The 18,037-nt window shown below is 57.4% G+C and carries 12 protein-coding genes and 1 pseudogene; 7 read left to right on the plus strand and 6 right to left on the minus strand.

Annotated features, from left to right (window positions below):
* Positions 1-58 precede the first annotated feature (58 nt).
* From murG to BN348_RS04750, 5 genes are all read left to right on the plus strand, one after another.
* Positions 59-1,180, plus strand: a complete 1,122-nt coding sequence (gene murG, locus BN348_RS04730) for an undecaprenyldiphospho-muramoylpentapeptide beta-N-acetylglucosaminyltransferase (protein WP_040196559.1) — start codon at positions 59-61, stop codon at positions 1,178-1,180.
* Between the two features lie 120 nt (positions 1,181-1,300).
* Complete coding sequence (gene murA / locus BN348_RS04735) at positions 1,301-2,554, plus strand: UDP-N-acetylglucosamine 1-carboxyvinyltransferase (RefSeq protein WP_040196560.1); 1,254 nt, start codon at positions 1,301-1,303, stop codon at positions 2,552-2,554.
* Between the two features lie 136 nt (positions 2,555-2,690).
* Positions 2,691-3,548 (plus strand): cell division protein FtsQ/DivIB, encoded by an 858-nt coding sequence (locus BN348_RS04740; protein ID WP_040196561.1) that lies wholly within the window; start codon positions 2,691-2,693, stop codon positions 3,546-3,548.
* 240 nt (positions 3,549-3,788) lie between these two features.
* Positions 3,789-4,895: a cell division protein FtsZ gene (ftsZ, locus tag BN348_RS04745; protein WP_040196631.1), complete on the plus strand. Its 1,107-nt coding sequence runs from the start codon at positions 3,789-3,791 to the stop codon at positions 4,893-4,895.
* Positions 4,896-5,208: 313 nt separating this feature from the next.
* A complete protein-coding gene (locus BN348_RS04750) occupies positions 5,209-6,177 on the plus strand; it encodes a hypothetical protein (RefSeq protein WP_040196562.1) in 969 nt (322 codons plus the stop codon).
* A gap of 118 nt (positions 6,178-6,295) precedes the next feature.
* Here the strand turns inward: BN348_RS04750 and BN348_RS04755 are convergent, their stop codons facing one another.
* The 6 genes and pseudogenes from BN348_RS04755 to BN348_RS14215 all read right to left on the minus strand — a co-directional run.
* Positions 6,296-6,517, minus strand: coding sequence for a DUF3006 domain-containing protein (locus BN348_RS04755; protein ID WP_040196563.1), 222 nt, complete (start codon positions 6,515-6,517; stop codon positions 6,296-6,298).
* A gap of 5 nt (positions 6,518-6,522) precedes the next feature.
* The gene (locus BN348_RS04760) at positions 6,523-7,491 is read right to left on the minus strand and encodes a ComEC/Rec2 family competence protein (RefSeq protein ID WP_197068280.1); all 969 of its coding nucleotides are present in this window, start codon (positions 7,489-7,491) and stop codon (positions 6,523-6,525) included.
* Complete coding sequence (locus tag BN348_RS04765; protein WP_052446717.1) at positions 7,466-9,547, minus strand: YgiQ family radical SAM protein; 2,082 nt, start codon at positions 9,545-9,547, stop codon at positions 7,466-7,468. The genes BN348_RS04760 and BN348_RS04765 overlap by 26 nt, the downstream gene beginning before the upstream one ends.
* Positions 9,548-9,893: 346 nt before the next feature.
* Positions 9,894-12,317, minus strand: a complete 2,424-nt coding sequence (locus tag BN348_RS04770; protein WP_478209978.1) for an FtsK/SpoIIIE family DNA translocase — start codon at positions 12,315-12,317, stop codon at positions 9,894-9,896.
* Positions 12,318-12,414: 97 nt separating this feature from the next.
* Positions 12,415-12,618, minus strand: coding sequence for a YlzJ-like family protein (locus tag BN348_RS04775; RefSeq protein ID WP_040196567.1), 204 nt, complete (start codon positions 12,616-12,618; stop codon positions 12,415-12,417).
* 989 nt (positions 12,619-13,607) lie between these two features.
* Positions 13,608-14,345 (minus strand): annotated as a pseudogene (locus tag BN348_RS14215) (ClpP family protease); the annotation flags it as partial.
* Between the two features lie 384 nt (positions 14,346-14,729).
* On the opposite strand from BN348_RS14215, the gene BN348_RS04785 reads away from it, so the two are divergent.
* On the plus strand, positions 14,730-16,661 hold the full coding sequence (locus BN348_RS04785; protein WP_040196568.1) for an aconitate hydratase: 1,932 nt from the start codon (positions 14,730-14,732) through the stop codon (positions 16,659-16,661).
* A gap of 173 nt (positions 16,662-16,834) precedes the next feature.
* Positions 16,835-17,995 carry an isocitrate/isopropylmalate family dehydrogenase gene (locus tag BN348_RS04790; RefSeq protein WP_040196569.1) on the plus strand — a complete coding sequence of 387 codons (1,161 nt, stop codon included), beginning with the start codon at positions 16,835-16,837 and terminating at the stop codon, positions 17,993-17,995.
* Positions 17,996-18,037: the final 42 nt, after the last annotated feature.

Genomic DNA, 18,037 nt, shown 5'->3' on the forward strand with positions numbered 1-18,037 from the left:
CACATATGACAGGGAACACCAGGACAAATGAGACGGATGAAGAAAGGGGCGCGACACCATGAAATATCTGTTTGCGGCAGGCGGCACGGCGGGACACATCAACCCGGCGCTGTCGGTCGCCAACTACATAAAAAAGAAGCAGCCGGATGCGCAGATCCTGTTCGCGGGCAACCCGCGCGGCATGGAGGCAAAGCTCGTGCCGCAGGCCGGATATGATTTTGTGCCGGTCAATGTGCGCGGCATCAAGCGTCAGCTGACGCTCGAGAACATCGGCAACAACATCCTTGCCATCGGATGCGTCTTCAAATCCAGCGCGCAGGCGAAGAAAATCCTGAAGAGCTTCCAGCCGGATATCGTCGTCGGAACCGGCGGCTATGTCAGCGGCCCGGTCCTGCGCAAGGCTTCACAGCTTGGCTTTAAAACCGTGACCCACGAGCAGAACGCGTTCCCCGGCGTCACGACCAAGCTGCTCTCCAAATATGTCGACCGCGTGCTGCTTGCCGTCGAGGAGGCGAAGAAATACCTCGAGAAGGGCTGCGAATACGAGGTGGTCGGCAACCCGATCCGCGAGGAAATCCTGTTTGAGGACCGCGAAAAGGCCCGCAGGGAGCTTGGCATCGGAGACAGGATGTGCATCCTGTCGTTCGGCGGCAGCCTGGGCGCAAGGACCATCAACGAGGCGGTCGCGGGGCTGATCGCCTGGCATTACAAGACCGATAGAATCCACCACATCCACGCGACCGGCCGGTATGGAACCGAGCTGGTGCCGCGGCTTTTAAAGGAGAAGGGCGTCGATCTGACCGGCAACAAGCATGTCGACATCCGCGAATACATCGACGACATGCCGCGCCTGCTGGCGGCGGCGGATCTGATCATCTCGCGTTCCGGCGCAATCACGCTGAGCGAGCTGCAGGCCGCGGGCAAGGCGTCGATCCTGATCCCCTCCCCGAACGTTGCGGAAAACCACCAGTACCACAACGCCTGCGTGCTCTCGCAGCACGGCGCGGCGGTTGTCATCGAGGAAAAGGAACTGACGCAGCGGAAACTCTGCGATATCGTGGAGGATTTCCTGAACCATCCGCAGAAACTCAAGGAGTTCGGGGAGAACGCGCAGAAGCTTGCGATCATCGACGCAAACGACAGAATCTATCAGATTCTCATGAAACTGCTGGGAAAATAATTCTTTCCGGATAAAATGAATGGCTTTCACCAAATTTCACAGAAAAGCATAAGATGATACTGATTGTGCAGAAGTCTGTACAGTTAATTCCTTTTCGTTTGGTGAAAGGATGCGTGAAAGATGTCAGTATATTTTATTGAAGGCGGCAATCCGTTGTACGGTGATGTTGAGATCCACGGAGCCAAGAACAGCGCTCTGCCGATTTTGACCGCAACGCTGATCGGTACAGGCAAGAGCGTGATACATAATTGCCCCGACCTTACAGATATAGATGCGGCGATTAAGATTCTCGAATATCTGGGATGCTCGGTCGAGCGGGAGGGCAGCACCATCACGGTGGAATCGGACTGCATCAGCAACTACAACGTTCCGGACCATCTGATGCGGGAGATGCGGTCCTCGATCGTCTTTCTGGGCGCGGTCATCGCGCGCTGCCGCAAGACGCGGATCTCGTTCCCGGGCGGATGCGAGCTTGGCCCCAGGCCGATCGACCTGCATCTGTCGGCACTGAAAAAGATGGGGCTTGTCATCGAAGAGGACCACGGGTACCTCGACTGCCATGTAGATGGACGGCTGCACGGCGAAACGATTGCGCTGTCCTTCCCAAGCGTCGGCGCAACCGAAAACATCATGCTGGCCGCGTCCACGGCCGAGGGCACGACGGTGATCACAAATGCCGCCAGAGAGCCTGAAATCGTGGATCTGGCAAACTATCTGAACGGCTGCGGCGCAAAGATCACCGGAGCCGGCGAAAGCACCATCCAGATTGAGGGCGTCGGGTCCCTGCACGGCTGCGAGCACCGGGTCATCCCGGACCGCATCGTCGCGGCGACCTTTATGTCGGCGGTGGCGGTTACCGGCGGCTCGATCAGCCTGAAACAGATCGATCCCGTGCATCTAGGCGCGCTGATCCCGGTATTCGAAGAGGCCGGGTGCAGGGTGTCCCTGCACGGCAGCACGCTGGATATCGAAAGCACAGGCCGGCCGAAGCCCATCAAGATGGTGCGCACAATGCCGTATCCCGGTTTCCCGACCGATGCGCAGGCGCCGATCATGTCGATGTGCGCGTTTGCCGACGGCACCAGCGTATTTGTGGAGAACATCTTCGAAAACCGGTTCAAGCATGTCGACGAGCTGGTGCGGCTGGGCGCAAGCATCAAGGTGGAAGGCCGCGTGGCGGTCGTGGAGGGCGTCCGGCAGCTGCACAGCGCATCGGTTCAGGCAACCGACCTGCGCGGCGGCGCGGCGCTGGTTGTAGCGGCACTCGGCGCGAAGGGCACGACCGAAATCGACGGCCTGCATCATGTCGACCGCGGCTATGAGCGGCTGGAAGACAGCCTGAACGCAATCGGCGCAAAGGTCATCCGGGCATAATAGCGGTCCGGATGCGCAGGGGAGCAGCGGATGAAAATCCGGGAAAAGGAAATACAGGGCGTTGTAGCCTTGTGAAAATAAACGGAAAGCAAACGGGGGAAACCCTGTTCCGATAGATTGGAATGGCAAAACGGATATGAAAAAGAAGGCGGTACAGCAAACCAGCCGCGCGAAGGCCCGCACGCAGAATTCACGCAGGCACGCGCGGCGCAGAAAGCGGCGGATCATTCTGGTCAACACCTTGCTGATCCTGTTTGTATTGGTCGGCGCGGTGGTGCTGATCATGACGATGTTCTTCAAAATCAGCGACCTAGTGGTGGAGGGCAGCTCCGAGCAGTACACCAGCGAGCAGGTGCTAGAGAAGAGCGGGCTTGTGACCGGCATCAACATCTTTGACTTTGATCTGGAGGGCGCCGAGCAGAAGGTGGGAAGCGCGCTGCCGTATCTCGACGAGGTGGAGATTGAACGCCGCCTGCCGAATAAGGTGGTCATCCGCATCAAGGATACCGTCCCGGCGGCAAACGTCAAAACCGGCGGCGATTACATCCTGATCGATGCAAAGGGCAAGGTGCTCATGACCGGCCAGCAAAAACCGAAGGAGGGCCTTCCGCTGGTGACCGGGCTGAATGTGGGGCAGGTGGTGGTCGGCGACTATCTGAACGATAAAAACGCGACCAATTTCCCGATCTATAAAGCGCTGATCGGGGCGGTTGAGAGCCACAACATCCAGGATATCGGCGTCATCGACCTGAACGACGACTTCAATCTGAAGATGTTGTACCAGGACAGGATTGTCATCTGCCTCGGCACTGACAGCGAGCTGGATTACAAATGCCGGTTCGTCAAGAAGATGCTCGATGAAAAGGTGGCCGAGAAGGAGGTCGGCGTCATGGATGCCTCGGTATCCGGCCGGGTGAGCATCCGGGACCGGGAAATCGACGGATTGATCGACACCGGCTCCCAGAATGCGACAGCAAATTCCGAAAAAGAGTAGGGATGTCGGTGAAAGAATAAAATTTCATAAACTTTTTCATAATATCGATAACCGAATCTTGAAATTTCCCTTAAAATCTAGTATAGTTATAGGGTAAAGGCATTTCATGATGACATTATATCGACTTTAACAATCGTGTAACCATAGATTTAAACCAGGACGAAAAAAATCCGATGAAATGAATGAAACCGGTTTGCTGCCGGCGGTCGATTCATAAAAGTAGGGGGATATCAAATGCTGATGAATTTTGAAATAGATGACGAGCTCGACAAGGTAGTTATGATAAAGGTTGCCGGCATTGGCGGCGGCGGCGGAAACGCGATCAACCGCATGATCAAGTCCGGCATCAAATCGGTGGAGTTTCTGTCGATCAACACCGACCGCCAGGCGCTGGCCAACAGCGAAGCCAGCGAAAAAATCCAGGTCGGCGACAAGCTGACCCGCGGCCGCGGCGCGGGCGGTTCCCCTGAAAAGGGACAGCGCGCGGCGGAGGAGAGCCGCGACGAGATTGCCAATGCGCTGAAGGGCACGCAGATGATCTTTATCACCGCCGGCATGGGCGGCGGCACCGGTACCGGCGGCGCGCCGGTCGTGGCGGAGGTTGCCCGCGAGATGGGTATCCTGACCGTCGGCATTGTCACCAAGCCGTTTGCCTTTGAGGGCAGAAGGCGTATGGAGCAGGCCGAGCAGGGCATTGTCGAACTGCGCAAGCAGGTCGATTCGCTGGTCGTCATTCCCAATGAGCGGCTGAAGCTAATTTCCGAACAGAAGATCACCTTGGCCAACGCCTTTGAATCGGCCGACGACGTGCTGCGTCAGGGCGTGCAGAGTATCTCCGACCTGATCAACATCCCGGGACTTGTCAACCTCGACTTTGCGGATGTCACGGCGATCATGAAGGACGCCGGCTACGCGCATATGGGCGTTGGACGCGCCTCCGGCAAGGACAAGGCCGAACAGGCCGCGGCGATGGCGATTTCCAGCCCGCTGCTGGAAACCTCGATCAACGGCGCGAAGGGCGTCATCATCAACATCACCTCCTCCTCCGATATCGGTCTGGACGAGGTCGACCTTGCATCCAGCATGATCACCAAGGCCGCGCATCCCGACGCAAACATCATCTGGGGCGCAGCGTTTGACGAGACCTTCCAGGATGAAATGCAGATTACGGTCATTGCGACCGGCTTTGACACCGAAAAAAATCCGCTGGACGATGAGTTCAAGATTCCGGCCAAGAAAAGCCAGCAGTCGCAGGCACGTCCAAGCGAGACGGAACAGCCGCCGGTGGTCAGTTCTTCGGATGACGATTACTTCGACATCATGAAGATCTTCAATTCCAAAAAGTAATATTCTGTATATTCAGTACCCGGTGGAATGGGAAATGCCATTCCACCGGGTATTTTTATGCTGGTTGCGTGAACATACAGGAAAATATAAGATCTGTATATGATGGCGAGAAACTGTCCCCCGCATCAAAGCGTGAGATCAGGGACGGTAAAGCATCCCTGATGAGGTATAAAATCTCTAAAATTTGCATAACAATTCTATCAAGATCGATTAAAACGACTGAATTTTTCAAGATTGCTTCCCAACGAACCAACAATATGGTATAATCATGTCAGAAATATGCATAAAAACGAAGAATGAGGGGGAAGTATTGATGAAACTGGAAACGTTCCAGCAGTACATGTCCGGCAAAGGGTTTAAGGTTGTCCGCAATGCGGCCTGCGGCGTCGAGGAGGAATATCCGGTGGTGGTCACCAGACGGCAGCAGAATCTGTGGGATATCGCCTTTACCGTGAAAACGGATCAGTGGAAGATGTTTCAGAAACCGCTGAAAACAGCGTTGAAGGGGCTGGGCAGCCCGCGGCTGCTGTATGGAAAGCTTTACATCAGTCTCAAGGTATATGATGCTTCTTATCAGCAGAATTACGGTGCGGCTGTTCAGCAGACGATAGGAATCCTGCGTCAGTTTGGCGTTCTGCCGATCGAGGAATGCGCGATCTGCAAGCGGGGAGGCTGCGACAGCCTGATTCTGCATGGGGACCTCTATCATCCGGTTCATGACGGCTGCTGTGATCAGATCCTGCATCAGACCAAGCAGGAAGCCGAGCAGAACGAGCTGAACGGAAACTATGTCCTCGGCTTCATCGGCGGACTCCTGGGCGCTGTGGTCGGCGTAATTCCGTCCGTCCTGACCATCCTTCTGGCCGACAGGATCTATGCCATCCTGTTCGCACTGATCCCGATGTGTATCTATTTCGGCTACAAGCTGTTCGGCGGCAAGCTCAACAAGGTGGCGCTGGTCACCTCCATCGTGCTGTCCATCGTCGGCGTGATGATCATGGAGCTGATGCTGACCTCCATTTACATATCCACCGAGTTTGGGACCGGCATTACAGAATCGGTCAGCCTGATGTTTGCGTCGCTTGCGATGCCGGACATGTGGAGCGCGATCGCGGCGGATTCTATTATGCCGCTGATCTTTGCGGGTCTGGGCGTCTGGATCTCGTGGGGATACATTTCCCGCACCAGCCAGTCCACGGTCCGTTCGATAGAGGAGCGCATCAGCACCAAGATTCCATATAGCCGTCAGGATGCCGTGTATTCCGAAACGGTGTCGAGGTAATTCTGCTTCATCACATTATACAGAGAAACAAAAAAAGAAGCCATAATGGATATGGCTTCTTTTTTTATGTGCAGCAATGCGGTTCAACAGTCCGGATGCGGTGACAGCATGCGATATGCTACCCGCCGCCGAACAATCTGCGCTGCAGCTCCAGGGCTTTCTGCCGCCGGCGATCGGTTTCCTCATGATTTATCACAATGACGCCGCCGTCGATGTCAAGGCAGTCGCCTTCCTTTGCGCCAGCCGGAAGCTGGTCGAGCGGGATCAGGATATGTTTGCGCGCATCGGTTTCGCAGACGGCCTTACCGCCCTCAAAACGGTCGATGGATACGGTCTGCATGAAGATCACTCCTTATCTCGTTCAGGGCTGTTATCCGCCGTTTTAGACCCTTTTTCGGTCTTTACAGCGATGCCCTTTCCATCGGTTTCAAACACAATGCTGCCGTCCCGGTCAGAACGGTATATCTGGACGCCCAGATCTTCATAGCGCTGCACCACCTTCTTGTTCGGATGGTTGTAGGAATTGTCATTGCCGACCGGAATCGCCGCATAGGCGGGGGCTACGGCCTTCAGAAACTTCTTGGATGAGGAGGTGGAGCTTCCGTGATGTCCTACCTTGATGACGTCTGCTTTCAGATCGGTTCCGCTTGCGAGAAGGTCGTCCTCCACCGTCTCGGTCGCGTCGCCCATGAACAGGAACACCTCGTCGCCGTAGGTGAAGCGCAGGACCACCGAGGTGTCGTTCAGTTCATCGTAGAGCTTGTCCGGCGACAGGATTTCCAGCAGTCCGTCGTCGAGCTGGTAGGTGCTGCCGACCGCGGCCGGCGTCACGGTAAGCCCCTTGTTTTCAATGGATGTCAGAAGTCCCAGATAGGACTTGGTGGTCGGGACAATCGAGTCCTTGACCTTCGGCAGGATGACCTTGTCCACATCCATGTGATCGATGACGTCATCCATGCCGCCGATGTGGTCGGAGTGCGGATGGGTGCCGACCACGATGTCGAGCTTCCCGATATTCTGCCCCTTCAGATAGTTGATCACGGTCTGGCCGCAGTCATTCTCCCCGGCGTCGATCAGCACGGCTTTGGTCTTCGTCTTGATCAGAATGCTGTCGCCCTGTCCCACATCGATGATATGTACCGACGCGTCCGCCGTGCTGGGCGTGTATTCCTTCATGCCGACCGCATGCAGCAGCCCGTCGAAGGATGTGATATCGTATTGGATGGCCAGCGCCGCGCCGAGCGACAGCAGCACCACCGCCGCCGCAATCAGGGTCATCAGCTTGCCGCTAAGGCTTCCTTTTCTTCGAGCCATATGGTTTCCCCCTTCCTTTCCCTGCATGCATCGGCCCGCCTTTGTAATCCGCGCGGGTTCCGGAACCGCCGCGGGAATTCCATTCGTCTTTGGAACCTTTGCCGCTGTTCGTCCCCCTTTTGTAACTGCCGCCGATGCTTGCGTTTCGCTTGGCACCTTTGGCGCTGTCTGCGTTTCCATTAGCGTATCTGCCGCCGCCCGAGTCTCTCCAGGAGCCTCTGCCGCCGTTTTGATGGTTCCGTTCCGGCGTTTTTTCCTGCGGCCGGGAGCGGTCGGGCCCAATCAGGCAGTCAGGGCCGGTGCCGATCAGATCGCTTCGGCCGGCTTTATACAGCGCTTCGGCGACAAGCGCGCGGTTCTGCGGCTTGAAATACTGCAGCAGCGCGCGCTGCATGGCCTTCTCATGCTGAGATTTCGGCACAAAGACCGGCTGCAAGGTGTGCGGGTCAAGGCCGGTATAGAACATACAGGTCGAGACGGTGCCGGGCGTCGGGTAGAAGTCCTGCACCTGCTCGGGACGGATTTTATGCTTCTTCAGAAATTGTGCCAGCTGCACCGCGTCTCTCAATGTACTGCCCGGATGGGAGGACATCAGGTACGGCACCAGATACTGCTCCTTGCCGATCTTTTTGGTGGTGCTGTAGAAGCGGTTCATGAACTGGTTGTAGGCTTCGATATGGGGCTTGCCCATCCTGTCGAGCACCGCCGCGCTGCAGTGCTCCGGCGCAACCTTGAGCTGTCCGCTGACATGATGCTCGACCAGCTCGCGCATGAACCGGTCGTCCTTGTCGTGGATCAGGTAGTCGTAACGGATGCCGGACCGGATGAACACCTTTTTGACGCCCTTCATCTCCCGCAGCGCCCGCAGGATGTCCAGGTATTCGCTGTGGTCGACCTTGACAGCCGGGCAGATGCTCGGCGCAAGGCACCGCCGGTCCTTGCAGAAGCCCTTGGTCAGCTGCTTTTTGCAGGATGGGTTCCGGAAGTTGGCCGTCGGGCCGCCGACATCGTGGATGTAGCCCTTGAACCGCGGATTTTGGACCATCTCCGAAGCCTCCGCGAGGATGGACTCCTTGCTGCGCGAGGTGATCTGCCGTCCCTGATGGAACGCGATCGAACAGAAGTTGCAGTTGCCGAAGCATCCGCGGTTGTGGATGACCGAGAATTCCACCTCCTCGATGGCCGGTACGCCGCCGTACTGTTCGTAGGACGGATGGTAGTACCGCATATACGGCAGCGCGGCCACCGCGTCGAGTTCCTCGGTGGACAGCGGCGGCATCGGGCGGTTCTGCACCAGCAGCCTGTCTCCATGCTTCTGTACGACCGCGCGGCCGATGACCGCGTCCTGCTCGTCGATCTGCAGCTTGCAGGCTTTGGCGTAGGACAGCTTGTTTTCCCGCACCTTCTCATAGGAGGCACAGGAAACATGCTCCTCTTCGGGCGGGCTGGACAGCTGCGTTAAATAGCAGATGCCGCGGATGTCGTGCAGGTCTTCCACCCGTTCACCGGCGGCAAGCCGGTTTGCGATCTGCCGGGTCTGGTTTTCTCCCATACCGAAGATCAGAAGGTCCGCGCCGGAATCGGCCAGGATGGACGGGCGCACCGCGTCATCCCAGTAGTCGTAGTGCGCGAACCGGCGGAGCGACGCCTCCAGCCCGCCGATGATGATGGGCACATCCGGGTAAAGCCGCCGGATGGTTTTACAGTATGTGATCACAGCGCGGTCCGGACGGCGTCCGGCCTTGCCGCCCGGACTGTAGAAGTCGTCGCTGCGCTTGCGTTTGGCTACGGTATAGTGGGCGACCATCGAATCGATGTTGCCGCTTGTGACAAAGAAGGCGTGCTTCGGTCTTCCATAGATCATGAAATCGGCGTCGCTGAGCGGCTGCGCAATCATGCCGACCCGAAAGCCCTCCGCTTCCAGAACCCGCGCGGTGATGGCGATGCCGAAGCTCGGATGGTCGACGTAGGCGTCTCCGGTCACACAGATGAAGTCGGCGGCATCCCATCCGCGCCGCTGCATGTCAGCTTTTCTGAGTGGTAAAAACTGTTTCACAGATACATCCTCTATTGATCAATGCGGCCGGCGCATATCAGTATTCTTATGCGCCGGCCTGTTGTTTCTTTGTTATCTGCCGGTTTGGTTCAGTCTTCGTCCGTACGGCGCAGGGCTGTCCGGAACAAATGTCATGGATGAATGTTTTATCCTTGTACAGACGGACCGCACATCCTGTAGATTATCTCCATGCTTGATGCAGGAGATCGAGTATCATCTGGTCCGTCGCATGTATCGAAACCACAGTGATAAAATAACGTCATTTCATGATGTATCGAAACCACGGTGATAGGATTTATTTCCATAGTATATCAAAACCACAGTGATTAGGACAGTATCATTTCCATTACGAAAGTGAATCGCCGGAGGTAAAGCCCATCTCCAGGAACTGCTGGCGGTTGATCAGCACCTCACGCGGCCGGTTGCCGTCCAGCGGGCCGATGATGCCGCGGGATTCCATTTCGTCGACCAGGCTGGCCGCCCGGGCATATCCCACGCGCATCTTGCGCTGCAGCATCGACGTGGAAATCTGTCCCAGCTCGACGGCGCACTCGATGGCCTTGGGGAGCAGATCGTCGCTTTCGCTGCTGGCAGGCGCGGAATTTGCGGAGCCGCGCTTCTCCTTGGGCTGTACGGCGCGCTTCTCAATCTCTTCCATGATCTGTTCGTCATACAGCGCCTGCTCGCCGTTCTTGATGTAGTCGACGACCTTCTCGACCTCCCCGTCGGTGACGAAGCAGCCCTGGATGCGCACCGGCTTGGAGTAGCCGACCGGGAAGAACAGCATGTCGCCGCGTCCGAGCAGCTTTTCCGCGCCGGAGGAATCCAGGATGGTTCTGGAGTCGACCTGCGAGGAGACGGCGAACGCGATGCGCGACGGAATGTTCGCCTTAATGACGCCGGTGATGACGTCGACCGACGGGCGCTGGGTCGCAATGACCAGATGCATGCCCGCGGCGCGCGCCATCTGCGCCAGGCGGCAGATGGCGTCCTCGACCTCGTTCGGCGCCGCCATCATCAGGTCGGACAGCTCGTCGATAATGATCACGATCTGCGGCAGCGGGTTGATCGGCAGATCCTCCCGCTGGCTCAGCTTGTTGTATCCGTTCAGGTCGCGCACGCCGTTTTCAGCAAACAGCTTGTAGCGGTTGAGCATCTCGTTGACCGCCCAATTGAGCGATCCAGCCGCCTTTCTGGGATCGGTCACGACCGGCACCAGCAGATGCGGGATGCCGTTGTAGACGCCGAGCTCGACCACCTTCGGGTCGATCATCAGAAACCGCACCTCATCCGGTGAGGATTTGTACAGCAGGCTCAGGATGATCGAGTTGATGCAGACCGATTTACCGGAGCCGGTCGCGCCGGCGATCAGCACGTGCGGCATCTTCGCGATGTCCGCGACGCAGACGCTGCCGCCGATATCCCGGCCGAGCGCGACGCTCAGCTTGCTTCTCGCCTGCAGGAATTCGCGCGAGCCGATGACCTCGCTGATGCGGACCATGCTGACATGCTTGTTCGGCACCTCGATGCCGACCGCCGACTTGTTGGGGATCGGCGCCTCGATGCGCACGCCGGCCGCCGCGAGATTCAGCGCGATGTCGTCGGAAAGGTTGGTGATCTTGCTGATTTTCACACCGACCGACGGCTGCAGTTCATACCGCGTGACGGCCGGACCCTTCGATATATTGACAATCCGCGTCTCCACGCCGAAGCTCTTGAGCGTGTCGACCAGCCGCGACGCGCTGGCCTTCAGTTCCTCGCTGGTGCCCTGCTCATTGACCGGCTTCGCCTCCTTCAGGATGCTGATCGGCGGCTTGTTGTAGACGCTCTGGACGTTTTCAGGCGGCTTTGTTTCCTCGCGCTGCACCGCCCTGGCGGTTTCCTGTTTGACCTCTTCGCTCTGCTTGACCGCCTTGCTGACCAGCTCGTCGATCGGCGGCGTAGGCGTCGGGGTGGTGAATGCCGCGTCCTCATCGCCTTTCTGTTTGCGCCGGAAACGGCCCATATGTTCTTCGTGTTCTTTTTTCGCGGCTTCGAGGATATCCTCGACCGACCCCTTGTCCGACTGCACCGGATGAACCGGATAAGCGTCGCCGTTCTCATCGATTTCGACGTCGATGTTGAACTTCTTCTTTTTCTCCTTGACGAAATGCGGCGCGACCTTCTGTTCGACCTTTTTGACCGGCTTCATCGCGGCGCGCAGGAACTGAATCAGCGTCCGGCCGGTCAGCACCATGATCAGCACGAACAGCAGCAGGATGTTCACGATGATCGCGCCGGCCTTGCCGAACAGCGCGTGGAACGAGATGCCGGTGATCAGCGACGCGACGCCGCCGCCGCGCAGCGATACGCCCGCGCGGTAAAGGTTGCTGATCTGTTCCAGAAAGCCGTTGCCCTGCAGCTGCCCGTTAAAGAACAGCTGGATCAGCCCGCACAGTGCGAGCAGCGTGGCAAACGCCAGCCAGAGCCTGGGACCGGCCGATCCGACCTCCTTTTCCATCGCCAGCAGCACCGCGACATAGATCAGAATCGGCGCAATTATGTACGAACAGATGCCAAAGGTGCCCAGCACCATCTGATGAAAGAAATTCCAGACGCTCTGCCCGGCGATCAAGGTCAGGAAGAAGAACAGAATGCCCACGGCGAACAGCACGATGGATGAGATCTGCCGCCGCATCTTGTTCTGCTGGGGTTTTTGCGGCTCTTTTTTTTTGAGAACCGGGCCTTTGCTTCGGGCCTTTTGGGTTGACGGCTTTTTTCGGGATGCCAATGCGCCCACACCTCCATATACTTACGATGATGATATCCCTATGTATGAGAACTGCGGCAAAAGCGCTTCCTTCTGCCGCAGAGATGGTCTTTCTGTTTTAATGACGGTCTTGATACGTCCTGCCGGGGCTGTACTGGTCGTCCAGATACATCTTGGGATCGGTGGAGATCAGCCGGACGACCTTGTACCCATCGTCCTGTTTGCACATCTCCAGCATGCCGCCGGTGATGTTTTTAAATTCGGTTTTTGCTTCCTCGGCCGGATAGCTCAACAGCTCGATGGGAACCACCGTGTAGAGCATGGTTATCCCTCCCAGTCTTCGAAGTCGGAGATAATCTCCGGTTCAATTTCATGGATGGCGGCATATTCCAGCATCTCCTCTGACAGCGCGCGCGGGTCGGTCTGGGTCTGTTCGGTGCCCTGCTCAGCCGGCTTCACCGCATACGGGGAAATGGAAGACGCCGCAGGCTCCTGCTTCAGCGCACCCGCTTTTGGCGTAAGGATTTCGGAAACCGTGTCGGCTTTGTTCTCCATGCCCCAACTCGCCGAAGAAGAACCAGGGAGTTGGGAGGATAAGGAGCCGTCATATCTGTCCGGTTTTATATGACTCGATGCGGTATGCCGCGCCGTGTCAGCGCTTTTCAGGGATTCGGATACGGCAGCCGGCATAAACGGCTCCGCCGCGTCGTCCAAAGCCCGCGCCTTTGCGCCCACCCAATAGGAGGTGTATGAATCCGGTGTCTCGTTGACATTCTGTCTCAGCACCGCGACAGGCTCGGGCGATGAGGACACAGCGTCATGAGAAACACCTCCGCTTTGACTGTCTGTATGCATGTCGGTATGATATGCTTCTGCGGCGGCCTTTCCAGCACGATTTTCCTGTTGACTGTCCGCATGCGTGTTGATATGGTGCTGCTGGCTGATGCCCTGCACAGCATCAAAATTCCGCTTGTTTTCTATCTGTTCAGCAAGACCCATTTTTCCGCGGCTCCTGCCCGTTTGCTCCTGCCCGTATTTTTCTGTCTTCATATTGGCGGCTGGATTTTCGGCGGACGTCTTTGCGTTGCCGGATTTCTCAGAGGAGTTCTTTTTGTTCCCGGATTTTTTGCCGCTTCGTGTAGAGGAAGCCTTGCCGTTTCCGGCATTCCTGCCTTTTTCATCTTTGGCGGCAGGTTCCTGTGTTTGTCCGGCGGTTTCGCCGCCATTCTGCTTATCGTCGGAAGCGGCAGCCGGATCTTCATTTTGCGGGTTCTGCGCCGTCTCATCAGCGTTCCGGCCTTTTTCCTGTTCCTGCTGCTCGTCGATCATCTCGTACAGGCAGTGGATGACGTCCTGTAAGGAACCCAGCTCGTCGATCAGCCCCTCCCGGACCGCGTTCTCGCCGTCCAGCACGGTGCCGACATCCATGGCCAGTTCTCCGGTGGTCATCATCAGTTCTTTGAAGCGGTCGGCCGTGATGCCGGAATTCTGCGACACAAATTTGATGATGCGGTCCTGCATTTTTTCAAAATACGAGAAGGTCTGCGGCACGCCGAGCACCAGGCCGCTCATGCGGACCGGATGGATTGTCATCGTCGCGCTCGGCGCGATGTAGGAGCGGCGGGCGCTGCACGCAAGCGGCACGCCGATGGAATGGCCGCCGCCCAGCACCAGCGATACGGTCGGCGTCTTCATGCCGGCCACCAGCTCGGCGATGGCAAGTCCCGCCTCGACATCCCCGCCGACGGTGTTCAGGATGATGATCAGCCCTTCGATGCGCGGGTCCTCTTCAATGGCGACCAGCGCGGGGATCACATGCTCATATTTGGTGGTCTTGTTCTGTGCGGGCAGGATGTAATGCCCTTCCACCTGTCCGATGATCGTCAGACAATGGATGACATGCCTGCCGCGGGCGGCCGTGATCGAGCCGGTCTGCACAATCTGTTCGGTCTGTTCGCTGCTGCCGGTGTTTTCCGTATCATTTTCCTGTTCTGTATCGGGGGACGGCTGCTCATTGGGGTTGTGAAGATGGTTGTTTTCATTTGTCATCGTTTTTATACCTCCTGCCCGGTTTCAGGCACTGTATGTTTCTTTTTTTCCGGGGAAAAACACTACAGTATACTATCTGCAAAAAGAGCCGCAGATATACCAAAAGCCTCGGACGGATGAGCGGAAAAATGCAAAAATAGCAATTGCCGGACTGCATAAAAACGATTTGCTCTAACAATTTATTATAACAACCTTTGCAGTCGAATACAAGTTTATTTTTAACCTGAATTTATACATTCTTTAACTTTTCTTCGCATTTCATCTACTTTAATCCGTTAAAATGTTGACAATAAATAGGTGCGTGTTGTACAATGGTACCGAAAGTCATTGGGCTGTCCAGTGCTGAGCGCACGGCGGCCCGGCAAAGCAGAAAGGGGCAAAAAAATGGGATATACTTTGGCTCAGAAAATTATCAAAAACCATCTGGTCGACGGTGAAATGACCGTCGGCAGCGAGATCGGCCTGAAAATAGACCAGACGCTGACACAGGACGCGACCGGCACCATGGCATACCTCGAATTCGAAGCGATGGGCGTGCCGCGGGTCAAAACCGAGCGCTCCGTTGCATATATCGACCACAACACCCTGCAGTCGGGCTTCGAAAACGCGGACGACCACCGTTTCATCGGCTCGGTCGCGAAGAAGCACGGCATCTACTTCTCCCGTCCGGGCAACGGCATCTGCCATCAGGTTCATCTGGAACGCTTCGGCAAGCCGGGCAAGACGCTCATCGGCTCGGACAGCCACACCCCGACCGGCGGCGGCATCGGCATGCTGGCGTTCGGCGCGGGCGGCCTGGATGTCGCGGTCGCGATGGGCGGCGGCGCTTATTACATCGCGATGCCGAAGATGGTCAAGGTCAACCTGACCGGAAAACTGAACGACTGGGTTGCCGCGAAGGATATCATCCTCGAGGTGCTGCGCCGGCTGACCGTCAAGGGCGGCGTCGGCAAAATCATCGAATACACCGGCGAAGGCGTGAAGACCCTGAGCGTGCCGCAGCGCGCGACCATTACGAACATGGGCGCGGAGCTGGGCGCGACGACCTCGGTCTTCCCGTCCGATGAAATTACCAAAGAGTTCCTGCGGGCGCAGGGACGCGTCGGTGACTGGCAGGCGCTGTCGGCCGACGAGGACGCCGTATACGACGAGGTTCTGGAGATCAATCTTTCTGAGCTTGAGCCGCTGGTTGCCTGTCCGCACATGCCGGACAACGTCAAGGCGGTTTCGGAGATTGCGGGCATGAAGGTCGACCAGGTCTGCATCGGCTCCTGCACCAACTCCTCCTACACCGACCTGATGACCGTCGCGAGCATCTTAAAGGGCAAAACCGTACATCCGGATGTGTCCCTCTCGATCGCGCCGGGTTCCAAGCAGGTCTTCAATATGCTCGCGCAGAACGGCGCGCTGGCCGACCTGATCGCCTCGGGCGCGAGGATTCTCGAAAGCGCCTGCGGACCGTGCATCGGCATGGGCCAGTCCCCGAACTCTGCCGGCATCTCGCTGCGGACCTTCAACCGCAACTTTGAGGGCCGTTCCGGCACCAAGGACGCGGGCGTCTACCTGCTCTCGCCGGAGACCGCGGCCGTTTCCGCCCTGAGAGGCGTGCTGACCGACCCGACCACGATGGGCGAAGCGCCGAGGATCGAGATGCCGAAGGCGTTTTTGATCAACGACAACATGATCGTCGAGCCGGAAAGCGAAGAGAATATGCAGTCGGTCGTCGTCCTGCGCGGACCGAACATCAAGGAATTCCCGGCATCCGACGAGCTTGCCGAGAACATCGGCGCGGACGTGCTTTTGAAGGTCGGCGACAACATCACGACCGACCACATCATGCCGGCCGGCGCAAAGCTGCTGCCGTACCGTTCGAACATTCCGCAGCTCTCGAACTACTGCTTCACCGCCTGTGACGAGGAATTCCCGGCACGCGCAAAGAAAGCGGGCAAGGGCATCATCGTCGGCGGCTCGAACTATGGACAGGGCTCCTCGCGCGAGCACGCGGCGCTCGTGCCGCTGTACCTCGGCATCAAGGCGGTCGTGGCCAAGAGCTTCGCGAGAATCCACCGCGCAAACCTGATCAACGCCGGCATCCTGCCGCTGGTCTTCAAAAACGAAGCGGACTACGATGCAGTCGAGCTGGGCGACAGCCTGACACTGGATAACATCCGCCGGCACGTTGTGAACGACGAACCGATCATCCTGCGCAATGAAACCAGGGGCAAAGACATTGAAGTTACCTGCGAGCTGTCCGGCCGTCAGAAGGATATTCTGCTGGCTGGCGGCCTGCTGAACTATACAAGGGACAAAGCGTAAAGGCTTTGTTCCCAGCCATGTAAACGGGAATAGAGAAACGCCTTTTCGGTCACGATATCATTGCGGCCGGTCTGAAGGCTCAAGCCATCTCCCGCCAACACACGAACACGGTCGGCGGAAAGGGCAAAGGCCTTCCCCGGCCGCCCAACAAAAAGGATACGGAGGGAAAATCCATGGAAAATAAAGTGAGCGTTGCCGCTGAAAAATTTGCCAGGCTGATCGAAGCGCAGCTGGCCCGCGTCGAGAAGATGAAGGCGCAGAAGGATTTTGTCAACTACGAGGAACTGGACCAGATCATCATCGGCGTCTGCGGCGGCGACGGCATCGGCCCGATCATCACCCATGAGGCGCAGCGGGTGCTTTCCTACCTGCTCAAAGGGGATGTCGAGAAGGGCAGAATCGTCTTCAAGGTCATCGACGGCCTGACCATCGAGAACCGCGTCAAGGCGAACAAGGCCATCCCGGACGATGTTCTTGAGGAACTCAAGAGCTGCCATGTCATCCTGAAAGGCCCGACCACGACCCCGCGCGCCGGCGATCCGTGGCCGAACATCGAAAGCGCGAACGTCGCCATGAGAAAGGAACTCGACCTGTTCGCCAATGTGCGCCCGGTCAAGATTCCGGAGCAGGGCATCGACTGGACCTTCTTCCGTGAGAACACCGAGGGCGCCTACACGATGGGTTCTTCTGGCATTGAGGTGGACGACGAGGTCGCGTTCGACTTCACGCTGACCACGACCGAGGGAACCGAGCGCATCGCGCGGCTTGCCTACGACTATGCGAAGAAGAACGGCAAGAACCGCGTTTCGATTGTCACCAAGGCGAACGTTGTCAAGACGACCGACGGCAAGTTCTTAAAGCTCTGCCAGAATGTCGGTAAGGAATACCCGGACATCCAGACCGATGACTGGTACATCGACATCATGACCGCGAAGCTGATTGACGAGAAGCGCAGAAGAGATTTCCAGGTTATGATCCTGCCGAACCTCTACGGCGACATCATCACCGACGAAGCCGCGGAGATGCAGGGCGGCGTCGGAACCGCCGGCAGCGCGAACCTTGGCAAGCGCTATGCGATGTTCGAGGCCATTCACGGCTCCGCGCCGCGCATGGTAAACGAAGGCCGCGGCCAGTACGCCGATCCGTGCTCGATGCTCAGAGCGTCCGTGCTGCTGCTGTCCCACATCGGCTATCAGGCCGAGGCGGATAAGCTCGAACGCGCGCTGGACAAGTGCATGTATGAGGAAAAGAAGCTGACCATCACCGGACGCGACACGGGCTGCACCTGTGAAGCTTTCGGCGACTATGTCATGTCGGTCATCGAAACGTTATAAACCACTGATGATGAAAGACCTCCCATTTACGGCCGTTCGGCT

This window comes from Candidatus Soleaferrea massiliensis AP7, assembly GCF_000820765.1.
In the GTDB taxonomy this organism is placed as follows: domain Bacteria; phylum Bacillota; class Clostridia; order Oscillospirales; family Ruminococcaceae; genus Soleaferrea; species Soleaferrea massiliensis.

What these genes read in the sequence shown, in the direction of transcription:
- BN348_RS04760 (WP_197068280.1), bottom strand. Translation starts at nt 7,491, where the DNA reads ATGGCTCGAAGAAAAGGAAGCCTTAGCGGCAAGCTGATGACCCTGATT.
- BN348_RS04740 (WP_040196561.1), top strand. Translation starts at nt 2,691, where the DNA reads ATGAAAAAGAAGGCGGTACAGCAAACCAGCCGCGCGAAGGCCCGCACG.
- BN348_RS04775 (WP_040196567.1), bottom strand. Translation starts at nt 12,618, where the DNA reads ATGCTCTACACGGTGGTTCCCATCGAGCTGTTGAGCTATCCGGCCGAG.
- BN348_RS04790 (WP_040196569.1), top strand. Translation starts at nt 16,835, where the DNA reads ATGGAAAATAAAGTGAGCGTTGCCGCTGAAAAATTTGCCAGGCTGATC.
- murG (WP_040196559.1), top strand. Translation starts at nt 59, where the DNA reads ATGAAATATCTGTTTGCGGCAGGCGGCACGGCGGGACACATCAACCCG.
- BN348_RS04785 (WP_040196568.1), top strand. Translation starts at nt 14,730, where the DNA reads ATGGGATATACTTTGGCTCAGAAAATTATCAAAAACCATCTGGTCGAC.
- murA (WP_040196560.1), top strand. Translation starts at nt 1,301, where the DNA reads ATGTCAGTATATTTTATTGAAGGCGGCAATCCGTTGTACGGTGATGTT.
- ftsZ (WP_040196631.1), top strand. Translation starts at nt 3,789, where the DNA reads ATGAATTTTGAAATAGATGACGAGCTCGACAAGGTAGTTATGATAAAG.
- BN348_RS04755 (WP_040196563.1), bottom strand. Translation starts at nt 6,517, where the DNA reads ATGCAGACCGTATCCATCGACCGTTTTGAGGGCGGTAAGGCCGTCTGC.
- BN348_RS04750 (WP_040196562.1), top strand. Translation starts at nt 5,209, where the DNA reads ATGAAACTGGAAACGTTCCAGCAGTACATGTCCGGCAAAGGGTTTAAG.